General features: G+C 53.3%; 13 protein-coding genes and 1 pseudogene (1 of these 14 running past the window's edge). All 14 read left to right on the top strand.

Going from position 1 to position 11,989, the window contains the following annotated elements; all coding sequences use genetic code 11:
- Nucleotides 1–842, top strand: a pseudogene (locus GTN70_12430) (N-acetyl-gamma-glutamyl-phosphate reductase) (it extends 145 nt beyond the left edge of the window).
- Nucleotides 843–854: 12 nt separating this feature from the next.
- Nucleotides 855–1,598, top strand: coding sequence for a 3-deoxy-manno-octulosonate cytidylyltransferase (gene kdsB, locus GTN70_12425; GenBank protein NIO17761.1), 744 nt, complete (start codon nucleotides 855–857; stop codon nucleotides 1,596–1,598).
- Nucleotides 1,588–3,204 (top strand): CTP synthase, encoded by a 1,617-nt coding sequence (locus GTN70_12420; protein NIO17760.1) that lies wholly within the window; start codon nucleotides 1,588–1,590, stop codon nucleotides 3,202–3,204. Before kdsB ends, GTN70_12420 begins: the two co-directional genes overlap by 11 nt.
- Before the next feature lie 4 nt (nucleotides 3,205–3,208).
- Nucleotides 3,209–4,030 carry a 3-deoxy-8-phosphooctulonate synthase gene (kdsA, locus tag GTN70_12415; protein ID NIO17759.1) on the top strand — a complete coding sequence of 274 codons (822 nt, stop codon included), beginning with the start codon at nucleotides 3,209–3,211 and terminating at the stop codon, nucleotides 4,028–4,030.
- Between the two features lie 3 nt (nucleotides 4,031–4,033).
- Nucleotides 4,034–5,005, top strand: a complete 972-nt coding sequence (locus tag GTN70_12410; GenBank protein NIO17758.1) for a KpsF/GutQ family sugar-phosphate isomerase — start codon at nucleotides 4,034–4,036, stop codon at nucleotides 5,003–5,005.
- Complete coding sequence (locus tag GTN70_12405) at nucleotides 5,002–5,541, top strand: HAD-IIIA family hydrolase (protein NIO17757.1); 540 nt, start codon at nucleotides 5,002–5,004, stop codon at nucleotides 5,539–5,541. Before GTN70_12410 ends, GTN70_12405 begins: the two co-directional genes overlap by 4 nt.
- 179 nt (nucleotides 5,542–5,720) lie before the next feature.
- Nucleotides 5,721–6,302 carry a hypothetical protein gene (locus tag GTN70_12400; protein NIO17756.1) on the top strand — a complete coding sequence of 194 codons (582 nt, stop codon included), beginning with the start codon at nucleotides 5,721–5,723 and terminating at the stop codon, nucleotides 6,300–6,302.
- Complete coding sequence (lptA, locus tag GTN70_12395; GenBank protein NIO17755.1) at nucleotides 6,299–6,871, top strand: lipopolysaccharide transport periplasmic protein LptA; 573 nt, start codon at nucleotides 6,299–6,301, stop codon at nucleotides 6,869–6,871. Before GTN70_12400 ends, lptA begins: the two co-directional genes overlap by 4 nt.
- Complete coding sequence (lptB, locus tag GTN70_12390) at nucleotides 6,868–7,590, top strand: LPS export ABC transporter ATP-binding protein (GenBank protein ID NIO17754.1); 723 nt, start codon at nucleotides 6,868–6,870, stop codon at nucleotides 7,588–7,590. Before lptA ends, lptB begins: the two co-directional genes overlap by 4 nt.
- An 11-nt stretch (nucleotides 7,591–7,601) precedes the next feature.
- Nucleotides 7,602–9,023, top strand: coding sequence for an RNA polymerase factor sigma-54 (gene rpoN / locus GTN70_12385; protein NIO17753.1), 1,422 nt, complete (start codon nucleotides 7,602–7,604; stop codon nucleotides 9,021–9,023).
- Nucleotides 9,024–9,108: 85 nt separating this feature from the next.
- Complete coding sequence (gene raiA / locus GTN70_12380) at nucleotides 9,109–9,642, top strand: ribosome-associated translation inhibitor RaiA (protein ID NIO17752.1); 534 nt, start codon at nucleotides 9,109–9,111, stop codon at nucleotides 9,640–9,642.
- A 19-nt stretch (nucleotides 9,643–9,661) separates the two neighbouring features.
- On the top strand, nucleotides 9,662–10,123 hold the full coding sequence (locus GTN70_12375; GenBank protein ID NIO17751.1) for a PTS transporter subunit EIIA: 462 nt from the start codon (nucleotides 9,662–9,664) through the stop codon (nucleotides 10,121–10,123).
- 21 nt (nucleotides 10,124–10,144) lie between these two features.
- On the top strand, nucleotides 10,145–11,107 hold the full coding sequence (gene hprK, locus GTN70_12370) for an HPr(Ser) kinase/phosphatase (protein ID NIO17750.1): 963 nt from the start codon (nucleotides 10,145–10,147) through the stop codon (nucleotides 11,105–11,107).
- The gene (gene rapZ, locus GTN70_12365; GenBank protein ID NIO17749.1) at nucleotides 11,104–11,988 is read left to right on the top strand and encodes an RNase adapter RapZ; all 885 of its coding nucleotides are present in this window, start codon (nucleotides 11,104–11,106) and stop codon (nucleotides 11,986–11,988) included. The genes hprK and rapZ overlap by 4 nt, the downstream gene beginning before the upstream one ends.
- Nucleotide 11,989 lies beyond the last annotated feature (1 nt).

Genomic DNA, 11,989 nt, shown 5'->3' with positions numbered 1-11,989 from the left:
CCGACATGGACGTGGCATTCCTCGCCCTTCCCCACACCGTTTCGATGGCAACGGCGGAGCCGCTTATCGACCGGGGGATCAGGGTGATCGATCTGAGCGCTGATTTCCGGTTGAAAGATGCCGGGTCCTATGAGAAGGTCTACGGGGTCAGCCATACCTGCGGATACCTTCTCAAGGATGCCGTTTACGGGATATGTGAGCTCAAAAGGGATGAAATAAAGAGTTCCTCTCTCGTTGCCGTTCCCGGATGTTTCCCCATGTCCGTGATACTTCCCGCATACCCCCTCTTGAAAGAGGGGCTGGTTGAGCCACGGGGTATCGTCGCTGACTGCAAGACCGGCGTCTCGGGAGGGGGGAGAGCGCCGAAACAGGCCTTCCACTACCCCGAGGTCGAGGGGGGAATCCAGGCGTACGGTTTCCCGGTGCACCGCCACACCAATGAGATCAACCAGGAGCTGTCGGCGGGCTCGGGCCAGGATGTGAAGGTGACATTCATCCCCCACTTGAGCCCCATGGTGAGGGGAATTCTCGCTTCTCTCTACATGATCCCGAAAGGGGGTGTGACCGGGGCCGATGTGCGGGAAGTGTATGCCAGTTACTACGGGGATGAGCCCTTCGTGAGAGTCTATCGGGAACTCGAATTTCCCTCCACGAAGCACGTGTACGGGTCGAATTTCTGCGATATCGGTTTTGCGATCAGGGAGGACACGGGTATTCTCGTCGTTGTCTGTGCCATCGATAACCTCATCAAAGGCGCATCGGGTGCTGCCGTGCAATGCCTGAATGTGATGTGTGAATTCGAAGAGACGGAGTCCCTTGGGGGACGCGTCGTGTTCCCGTGAGGTGAAGGTATCGTGACATCGGTGGTCGTCATTCCTGCCAGGTATGGGTCTTCGAGGTTTCCCGGGAAACCCCTGGCCGACATCTGCGGGGAACCCATGATATGGCACGTATACAGGCGCGCATTGAGAGCGGAAAAAGCGCAGGACGTGATCGTTGCAACCGATGACGAGAGGATCTTTGCGGAGGTGAGTTCGCGAGGGGGAAAATGTGTGATGACACCTCCGGATATCAGGTCGGGAACAGACAGGGTCCGGCATGTGGCTTCGGGGAAGAACTGGGACGTGGTGATCAACCTTCAGGGAGACGAACCCCTGATCGACCCGGAGATCATAGACGGACTCATCGAACTCTTCGAGCAGGACGGGGCCGTTCAGATTGCCACTGCCGCCGTCTGGAGCTCATCTTTTGAGGATTTCATGAGTCCCAACGTGGTCAAGGTGGTGGCGGGGGAAGGGGGATCGGCTCTCTATTTCAGCAGGGCCCCCATTCCGTACTACCGCGATGATGACTTTCGCTCCTTTTTGCGCCACATAGGCATTTACGCGTTCCGGGGAGCAGTGCTGGAGGAGACCGGAAAGCTTCGTGAGAGCCTGCTGGAAGATACAGAATCCCTTGAACAATTGCGGTGGATGGATTACGGTTATCATATCAAGGTCATCCCGGTCGACTACGAGCCTGTTGCCGTGGACACGCCCATCGATCTCGAGGAGGTGAGGAAAATACTTCTCCAGGAGGATGGTTTCCGTGAAGCCTAAGTTCATATTTATCACCGGCGGAGTCGTTTCATCTCTCGGCAAAGGTCTCGCTGCTGCGTCTATCGCCACTCTCCTCGAGAGCAGAGGTCTCAGGGTAACCATTTTGAAGCTCGATCCGTACATAAACGTCGACCCGGGCACGATGAACCCCTTCCAGCACGGGGAGGTCTATGTCACCGACGACGGGACCGAAACGGATCTCGATCTCGGACACTATGAGCGTTACGCTTCGGTTGTCATGTCGGCGAAAAACAACTGCACCACGGGGAAAATATATCATTCTGTGATCACGAAAGAGCGCAGGGGCGACTACCTCGGGGGGACGGTGCAGGTAATTCCCCACATAACGGACGAGATCAAGAAGGTCATATACACCGCAGGGAGCGGATACGACCTCATTATCGTCGAGGTGGGCGGCACGGTAGGTGATATCGAGTCACTGCCCTTCCTGGAGGCGATCCGGCAGATAGGCATCGAGAAGGACAAGGGCAGTGTGGTGTACGTTCACGTCACTCTCGTTCCCTACATACGCACGGCGGGCGAGCTCAAGACGAAGCCGACCCAGCACAGCGTTCAGAAGCTCAGGGAGATCGGAATCCAGCCCGACATCCTCCTCTGCCGCACGGACAGGCTCCTGCCGAAGGAAATTAAGTCGAAGATAGCCCTCTTTTGCAACGTTCGGGAAGATGCGGTAATCACCGCCCGCGACGTGGATTCCATCTACGAGGTTCCCATCATTTTCAACCAGGAAGGCCTGGATGACAAGATCGTTGAGTTCCTCAATATATGGACCAGGGAGCCCGACCTCTCCGTGTGGCTGGATATCCTGGACAAGGTGAAAAACCCGAAGGGCGAGATTACCATCGCCATCGTGGGGAAGTATGTGAATCTCAAAGAGTCCTACAAGAGCCTCAACGAAGCCCTGGTGCACGGCGGGATTGCCAATAACGTGAAAGTCTCCCTCAGGTACGTCGACTCCGAGGAGGTTGAAAAGAGCGGGCCCGAGCCTCTCCTCAAGGGTGTGGACGGAATCCTTGTCCCCGGGGGTTTCGGAAAGAGGGGCATCGAAGGAAAGATCAAGGCGGCCCGTTACGCGCGGGAAAACCTCATCCCCTATTTCGGCATATGTCTGGGCATGCAGGTTTCCGTCATCGAGTTTGCGCGGAATGTGTGCGGTATGGAGAAGGCCAATTCGAGGGAGTTCGACCCGGAAACGCCATTTCCGGTTATCGATCTGATGTCAGATCAGAAAAATATCGAAGACAAAGGCGGCACCATGAGACTGGGAGCGTATCCCTGTTCCCTCGTTGACGGGAGCCTGGCAAAGTCTGCCTACGGGAAACCCGATATATCGGAGCGCCACAGGCACAGATTCGAGGTGAACAACGATTTCAGAGACCTGCTCGGAGAAAAAGGGATGGTTTTTTCCGGGCTTTCTCCCGATGAAAGGCTGGTGGAGATTGCGGAACTTGCCGGACACCCCTGGTTTTTGGGTTGCCAGTTCCACCCGGAGTTCAAGTCCAAACCGAGCGCCCCCCATCCCCTGTTCAGGGATTTCATACTCTCTGCAAAAAACTTTTCAAAAGCAAACTTGAAGATCGCTTAGACACATGCCAAAGGTACGATTGACCGAACGCATACATGTGGGAACGGACGAGCCGCTGCTTATTATCGCCGGCCCCTGTGTGATCGAGAGCAGGGAGGTCGTATTCGAGACTGCCCGGGTTCTGAAAGAGCTCTCTTCGGAACAGCAGGTAAACCTCGTGTTCAAGTCGTCCTTCGACAAGGCGAACCGTTCCTCCCTGACTTCTTTTCGCGGACCGGATATCGAGGAGGGGTTGAAAGTCCTCCTCGAGGTGAGAGAGCGGTACGGACTTACCCTTCTCTCCGATATTCATGAAAAATGGCAGGCCGAGGTTGCGGCAGAAGTGCTTGATATTATTCAGATTCCCGCCTTTCTCTGCAGACAGACAGACCTTCTCCTCGCCGCGGGGGAGACGGGGAAGCCGGTGAACATCAAAAAAGGCCAGTTCATGGCCCCGGCAGATATTTTCCACAGCGTGGAGAAAGTGAAAAGCACGGGGAACGAAAACGTATTCGTGACGGAACGGGGAACGACTTTCGGATATAATAACCTGGTCGTGGATATGCGCTCTTTCAGCATGATGAGGGAGGTTGTCCCGGTGGTCTTCGATGCGACGCACAGTGTGCAGCTTCCCGGGGGATTGGGGCATGCATCGGGAGGGGAGAGGGATCTTGCTCCCCCCCTTGCCCGGGCTGCCGTTGCCGCCGGCGCGGACGGGGTGTTCATAGAGGTTCACCCGGACCCTGATCGTGCACTGTGTGATGGACCGAACAGCATCCGCCTCGACATGGTGGGAAAGATCGTTCGGTCTCTCGTCGCTCACCGTAAACTACTCGAAAAGGAATGAAAAATGGCTCCCGAAGACATCATCGGCACGGCAAAGGAGGTGCTTGCCATCGAGGCGGCGGCAATACAGGAACAGATCCACAAGGTGGGCGCTGACTTTGCGAGGGCCATAGAAATAATCAAGAATTCGAGGGGAAAGGTGATTCTTACGGGAATGGGGAAATCGGGGATCGTCTGCAAGAAGATCGTAGCCACCTTCGCTTCAACGGGCACTCCCGCCTTTTTCCTCCACCCCGGGGAGGCGATACACGGGGACCTTGGCATGGTCATGCCCGACGATGTGCTGATCGCCCTTTCCAACTCGGGCGAGACGGAGGAGGTAATCTCTATTCTAACGGTTATCAAGAGGATGGGGGTAAAGGTGATCGCCCTGGTGGGCAATAGCGAGTCAACGCTGTCCAAGCACGCCGATGTTACCATCGACGTGGGTGTCTCCAAAGAGGCTTGCCCGATGGGGGTGGCCCCGACCTCCAGCACGACCGCTGCCCTCGCTGTCGGCGATGCAATGGCCGTTGTCCTTTTCAAGGAGAAGGGTTTTTCCCTCGATGATTTTGCCATGCTGCATCCCGGGGGGGCTCTCGGGAGAAGGCTGAAACTCGTTTCTGATCTGATGAGCACCGGTGACGAGATTCCCCTGACAGGACCCGACACAGCCCTCATAGACGCCCTGTACGAGATATCGTCGAAGAGGCTCGGTGTCACGGGGATTGTAAATGAGGAGAACAAGCTTATCGGGGTCATCACCGATGGGGACCTGCGCAGAGCCATGGAGAAAAAGGTGGACATATACACGGTCAAGGCAAAGGACATCATGACGAAAAACCCGAAGAGAATAACGGAGAGCGAACTTGCTGCCAAGGCTCTCTCCATAATGGAGCAAAACAAGATAACCTCACTCTTTGTTTTCGACGAGGGGGAAAAGAACCTCGTTGGCGTGATACACATACACGATCTTTTGAGGGCAAAGATTACATGAACCAGATCGGGCAGGAGACAGCGCGGGAGAGAGCGACGAGGGTTGAGCTGCTTCTCGTTGACGTGGACGGCGTGCTCACGGATGGAAGGATAGTCTACGGCCCCGACAGGACGGAATGGAAGTTTTTCGACGTAAAGGACGGCCATGGAATCAAACTCATCCAGCGCGCCGGAATCGAGGTGGGAATTATCACCGGTCGAAAATCTGACATCGTTGCGAGGCGGTCCGGGGAGCTGGGTATAGAGATCCTGTACCAGGGGCAGTTCGATAAAGTGGCGGCGCTTTGGGAAATCATGGAAAAAACCGGCGTGGAAAGGGAAAAGATAGCCTACGTGGGGGATGACATAGTCGACATTCCCGTCCTGAAAAAGGTCGGCTTTGCCGCCACCGTCCAGGATGCCGTCCAGGAAGTAAAAGATGTCGCCCACTACGTTGCGGAAAGGCCCGGTGGCCGGGGGGCCGTCAGGGAAATTATTGAATATATATTGAAAAACAAGGGTTTGTGGGCCACCGTGATGTCCAAGTACCTGGAGTAGATGATTTCCCGCCGCGGAAAATGGCGCGGCCCTGGCGGCCCGTTATCGCCGGCAGCCCGGACCCTTTTTCCCGTGTCGGAAAAACCGGAAATCGACGCACACATCCTCCTTTCGATTCTGAAAGATCTTGAAATATCTTTCTTTTAACCTTCCATTCATTAAGTGCTATGATAAACATCATGAATAAGCTGATGCCGACTCTTTTGACGCTTTTCCTCGCCTTTTTCATCTCTTTCTGCTCGAAGAACGGGGGCAGAGAAATGTCGGTCGGCGGGTCCGGTGGCGTGGTTATTCCCCAAACGAGCCCCGACATGGTCATTCATAATTTCGGATTCAGGGAGATATCACAAAAGGGGGTCGATGTAGATTTCACGGCCAGGAGGGCAAACTACTTCAGGGGGGTTGATTTTGTCTCCTTCCTGGAGGTTCAGGGCGTCTTCAAGGGGGATCAGGTGCCCTATTACTTCACCCTGCCCGAGGCGGTGTATGACAGCGAGATAAAATCTCTCGTGTCATCGGGGAGGGTTCTCATTACCGCCTCCGATGTTTTCCGGCTGACCGGGAGCGGGGGGATTTTCGACTTCGAGCGCCGGGAAGCTATCCTGGAAAGGGATGTTCGCCTCCAGTCCGGCACGCTCTCCGTGACGGGGGACCGGGGGATCATGGATTTCAATGAAGAGCGCTTCAGGCTGGAAAGGGTCGAAGCGCATATCTCAGACCTTACGGTGTTGAAGGAAGAGCTGGGTGAGGTGATCAGGTGAAGAAGGTCCGGGCCCGCAAGAATACCGCCATTTTGCTGTCACTTTTCCTTGCCCTCGCCCTTCCGCTGCTCCCCGCGGAGGCAATCGAAGGTGCCGACGAGCTGAAGGCGGAAAAACTGTCCAAAAAGCCTATTGAGATAACGGCGAAAGAGCTCGTGGCGGAGAGGCAGAAGCGCAGGGTGACCTTCAAGGGGGATGTCATCGCATCACAGAACAGTTTGCTCATCTACTCCGATTCCCTCATAGCCGAGTACGACGAGGAGGGAAAGGAGGTGGCAAAGATCGAGGCGATCGGGAACGTGAGGGTCGTTCAGGAAGACATAAGAGAGGCGCGGGGAGACCGGGCGATCTTCATCAACGAAGATCAGACTGTCGAATTGATCGGAAACACGGTAGTATCAGAGGGTGACAGCAGGCTTCTGGGTGAAAAGCTGATAATATACATAGCCGAAAACAGGAGCGTCATCATAGGGGGAGAAAAGGGAAGGGTGAAGGCGATCATCAATCCCGACACGTTCATGAAGGAGAAAGAGGAAGAACAAAAGGCCCCGGAAAAAGGAGAAGAGTGAGCACGTTACAGGCAAAAGACATTGTTAAGAACTTCGGGAAGAGAAAAGTGCTAAGAGGTGTTTCACTCCAGGCGAAGAGGGGGGAAGTGCTCGGGCTTCTGGGACCGAATGGCGCCGGGAAAACCACCCTCTTCTACGCCATCACGGGTCTCATCATCCCCGATGAGGGAAGCATAGTCCTCAACGATCTGGATATAACCACCTTCCCCATGTACAGGAGGGCACGGCTGGGTATCGGGTATCTTCCCCAGGAGCCCTCTATTTTCCGAAAGATGAACGTTGAAGACAACGTTCTGGCGATTCTCGAGACGCTGCCCATTTCGCAGCGGGAAATGAAGGAAAGGCTCGAGACGCTGCTCTCAGAGCTGGGCATCGAGCATCTGAGGAAGGCGAAGAGTTACTCCCTTTCCGGTGGTGAGAGGAGAAGGGTTGAAATTTGCCGGGCCCTGACCCTTCTGCCGTCCATTCTCCTGCTCGATGAGCCTTTTGCAGGCATCGATCCCATTACCATAGCTGACCTGCAGAGAATTATCGTGAAGCTGAGAGATGAGGGAATCGGGGTTATCATAACGGACCACAACGTCAGAGACACTTTGAGAGTTTGTGACAGGGCGTATATAATAAACGAAGGGGAGATTCTCGAAGAGGGAGAGCCGGCATACATATTCAGTTCGGATATAGTCAAGGAAGTCTACCTTGGTGAGGAGTTCACGCTTTAATGGCGCTTGATATGAAACATAGCCTCCGGCTGCAGCAGCAGCTCAAGCTGACGATAACCCCTCAACTCCAGCAGGCTATAAAGCTTCTCCAGCTGACCCGCCTGGAACTTCAGCAGACGATTAAAAATGAGCTCGAGCAGAATCCCGTCCTCGAAGAGGTTCTCGAGGAGGAGGATGAGCGAAAAGAGGAGCTTTCGGCTGAAGGGAAGGAAAAGGAGGACGAGGAAGAAGTCGATTCCTTCCTCGATTCGATCGACCTGGATGCGTACTTTCCCGATGAATCCTTCGGGGGATATCAGGGAAGCAGGGTCCGGGCGGATGAAGACGGGAGGCCGCTGTACGAGAATACCCTCAAGACGGAGATCAATCTCACCGACCATCTCATGATTCAGCTTTCCCTTGAGAACCTTTCCCTGGAGGAGAAAAAGCTCGGCACCTATCTGATTGGAAACATTGATGAAAATGGCTACCTCACGGTTGGCATAGAAGAGACGTCGGAAAAGTTTCAGCTTGCCGCACAAGAGGTGGAGGATATGCTGAAAAAGATCCAGCTCTTTGACCCCACCGGTGCCGGGGCGCGGGACCTGAAGGAATGCCTTTCCGTGCAGGCGCGGGAAAAATTCGGCCTCAGGTCTCTCGAGGTGCGCATTCTCGATGAATATTTCGATAGATTCATCAAGACGGACCTTCTGGGCGTTGCGCGGGCATTGAAAATTGAAAAGACCAGGGTAAGAGCGGCATTCAAGAACATATCCAGCCTGGATCCGAAGCCGGGGAGGCAATATTCAACAGCAGAGGTACATTACGTGGTCCCCGATATCTCGGTATTCAAGGTTGGCTCAGAGTGGGTAATTTCCCTCAACGAGGATGGATTGCCAAAGCTCCGTATCAACTCTTATTACCGGGACCTGATCAAGCAGAAAGCATCCCTCTCGAAGGAAGAGAAGGAGTATATAAGGGAAAAGGTGAATTCTGCCGCATGGTTCGTAAAGAGCATATACCAGAGGAAGAGAACCATATACCGGGTGATGGAGTCGATACTCAAGAATCAGATCGAATTTTTCGAGCAGGGACCGGGCTTCTTAAAGCCCATGACCCTCCGGGATATCGCCGAGGATATCAAAATGCACGAATCTACGGTATCTCGCGTAACGAGCGGAAAATATGTGCACACCCCGCTTGGTTTGTTCGAGTTGAAATACTTCTTTACCAGCTCCCTTTCCAGGAGGGACGGTGAGAGTGTGGCGTCGGAGTCGGTAAAGGAGAAGATCAAAGAGCTGATTCAGGGAGAAAATCCGCAAAAACCCCTCAGCGATATAGAGGTTGCGAGGATATTGAAGTCACAGGGCATCAATATAGCACGGAGAACTGTTACGAAGTACAGGGAATCTTTGGGGATTTTGCCATCTAACAAGAGGAAAAAGATTTTCTAGAAAGCGTTGCGTTCGCTGAATAATTGGGCTAGCATAAACATTTGCAAAATATGAACAAGGAACGTTCGCGTTTGGAGGCGGATAAATGGGGATCACGGTTACATTCCGGCAGATAGAGCCCAATGAGACGCTCAAGGGGTACGCAGTGGACAAGATCACCAAGCTGGACAAGGTCATCAACAACCCCTTCGACGCAAGTGTGATCCTGAGTGTCAAGAAATACCGGCACATAGCCGAGGTTTTGCTCACTGCAAAGGGAATCTCCGTAAAGGCGATCGAGGAGACAGACGACCTGTTCTCCGCTATCGACCTGGTCGTCGACAAGGTAGAAAAGCAGGTCAAGAAATTCAGGGAAAAAAGGAAGGAGCATGCAAATTACGGTTCCCTCAACAAAAGTATCCTCGATGAGGTGATTGAGGAGGAAGACATATCGGTTTCCGGGGGTGTTGAGGTGGTGAGGTTGAACAACTCCCTGCCGAAACCTATGACTATGGACGATGCCGTAAAGCACCTGGAGTTTTCAGGGAAGGATGTGCTTCTTTTTCTCAATTTCGAGACAAATACCTACAATGTCGTGTGCAGGCTGAAGGACGGCAGGGTAGGGTTTATCGAACCATGAAAGGGTAGAGGAAGGAACCGTGAAGATATTTGACCTCCTATTTCCAGAAACGGTGGTAGAGGAGCTGAAAGCCGAAACAAAAGATGAGGTGATAAAGGAACTTGCAGGCGTTGTCGCGGGAAATTGCGAGGAAATAGCGCCGGTAGAGCTGGCAAACATTCTGCTCGAGCGGGAATCGCTCGGGTCGACGGGAATAGGCGAGGGAGTTGCCATACCTCACGGCAAGTACCCGGGGATCAAATTTCTGACCGGTGCTCTCGGAAGGAGCACGAAGGGTGTTGATTTTCAATCCATGGACGGAAAGCCGGCGCACCTCTTTTTTCTTCTCGTCGCCCCCGAAAACTCAGCGGGCCTCCATCTGAAGGCCCTTGCAAGGATATCGAGACTGCTCAAGACTGATAGGTTTCGGAAAAAAATCATGGATGCCGGATCACAAATAGAGATGGTTGAGATATTGAGAGAAGAGGACGAGAGGTTATGAAAAAAGCGGCCGGCGGTTCACATGAGAACGATATCAGTAGAAAAGCTTTTCAAAGATACCAATATTGATTTAGACCTCAGCTTTTTTTCAGGGAAGTCGGGCAAGACACGTCAGATAACCACATCCAGAATTCAGAAGTCGGGCCTCGTTTTTGCCGGCATATTCAGGTCCTTCCATCCTGACAGGATTCAGATTGCCGGCGAGGCCGAAATGATATTTTTCGAGAGCCTCGATGCAAGGAAAGGTAGGGAGGTTCTTGAAAAACTGTGCGGCTCCGGCCTCCCCTGTATCATTTTTGCGGGGGGAGTAACCCCCCCGCATGGTTTGAAGAGCATGTCGGCCAAGGTCCGGCTTCCCGTTCTCCTGTCAGGGTATGACACGTCGACCCTGATAGAAAAAATAATCGGTTATCTTTCTTTGGAGTTGTCCGAGCGGACAACGGTCCACGGCGTCCTGATGGATATTTACGGTGTGGGGGTCTTGATCACCGGGTCGAGCGGGATAGGGAAGAGCGAGTGCGCCCTCGACCTGATCTGCAAAGGGCACCGTTTCGTTGCAGACGACGCGATCGAAATCGAGAAAAGGGGGCACAATACCCTGCTTGGAAGGGGCGGGGACGTGATCAAGCACTACATGGAGATAAGAGGCCTGGGGATTATCAACATACGGGATCTTTTTGGCCTGTCGTCGATAATAGAGGAGAAACAGGTGGATCTTGTCATCGAGCTCGAAGAGTGGGACTCGAACAAGAAGTATGACCGTACGGGCATTCCTGAGAGGTCTTTCAAGCTGTTGAACGTGAAACTGCCCAGTATCCTTTTTCCGGTGAGCCCGGCGCGGGACCTGTCGACGCTCGTGGAAGTTGGCGTGAGAAATTACCTGCTCAAGCAGACGGGGGTCGATTCGGCGGTCGAGTTCTCCTCGAAACAGCGTGACGCAATTGCTAAGAGACGCCTTAAATACAGGAAGAAGAAGGAAAAATGACACCCCCACTGGTTATCATAATAACGGGGATCTCCGGTTCCGGAAAGAGCACCGCATTAAAAGTGCTCGAAGATACCGGTTTTTTCTGCGTCGACAATGTGCCCGTGGTTATCATACCGCGAATCGTGGAGCTGTTGATCGGGGAGGAGCTGGCGAAGCAGAGAATGGCCTTCGTCATAGATGTGAGAGGGAAGGAGTTTTTTTCCCAATTTCCCGAGCTCGTCGACTATTTCCGCAAGATGGAGATCCAGTTTCGGGTGATCTTCCTCGATTGCGACGATGATGTCCTGGTGAGGAGGTTCAGCGAAACGCGCAGAAAGCACCCGCTTTCAGAGTCGGAAAATCCGTTAGACAGCATCGGCAAGGAAAGGGAATTTCTCAAAACGGTCAGGTCCTATGTCGACCTCTACATAAACACAGCCGACATGAGCATCCATGAGCTGAAGGAATTTATCAGAAAGGAGATGCCCGTAGAGGAACTTACGAAGCTAAACGTCACCTTTCTGAGTTTCGGGTTCAAATACGGGATACCGGCCGAGGCCGATATTCTCTTTGACGCCCGGTTCCTCCCCAACCCCCACTTCGTTGGGGGCTTGAAAGACAAAGACGGGAGGGAGGAGGAAGTGAGAAAATATATTTTTGCCAACGAAGATTCCAGGATATATATCGATAAGATTGGGGATTTGCTTGACTTTTTGCTTCCGAAGTTCATAGGTGAGGGAAAGGCATACCTCACGGTGGCAATCGGGTGCACCGGAGGGCGCCACCGGTCGGTGGCAGTTGCTGAGGAGGTCGTGAAATTCATTGGCAATAAGCACGGCAATGCTGATATAAATGTAAAGCACAGGGATATTACAAAAACAGAATCTGGGGGTGCATGAG

It is taken from the genome of Deltaproteobacteria bacterium (assembly GCA_011773515.1).
Taxonomy (GTDB): domain Bacteria; phylum Desulfobacterota; class Deferrimicrobia; order J040; family J040; genus WVXK01.
The sequence above is the reverse complement of the archived record's forward strand: the minus strand, read 5'-3'. Positions and strand labels throughout refer to the sequence as shown.

Excerpts from the sequence above, each read along its gene's own strand:
- kdsA (NIO17759.1), top strand. The coding sequence starts at position 3,209 with ATGCCAAAGGTACGATTGACCGAACGCATACATGTGGGAACGGACGAG.
- GTN70_12410 (NIO17758.1), top strand. The coding sequence starts at position 4,034 with ATGGCTCCCGAAGACATCATCGGCACGGCAAAGGAGGTGCTTGCCATC.
- GTN70_12405 (NIO17757.1), top strand. The coding sequence starts at position 5,002 with ATGAACCAGATCGGGCAGGAGACAGCGCGGGAGAGAGCGACGAGGGTT.
- GTN70_12400 (NIO17756.1), top strand. The coding sequence starts at position 5,721 with ATGAATAAGCTGATGCCGACTCTTTTGACGCTTTTCCTCGCCTTTTTC.
- rpoN (NIO17753.1), top strand. The coding sequence starts at position 7,602 with ATGAAACATAGCCTCCGGCTGCAGCAGCAGCTCAAGCTGACGATAACC.
- raiA (NIO17752.1), top strand. The coding sequence starts at position 9,109 with ATGGGGATCACGGTTACATTCCGGCAGATAGAGCCCAATGAGACGCTC.
- hprK (NIO17750.1), top strand. The coding sequence starts at position 10,145 with ATGAGAACGATATCAGTAGAAAAGCTTTTCAAAGATACCAATATTGAT.
- rapZ (NIO17749.1), top strand. The coding sequence starts at position 11,104 with ATGACACCCCCACTGGTTATCATAATAACGGGGATCTCCGGTTCCGGA.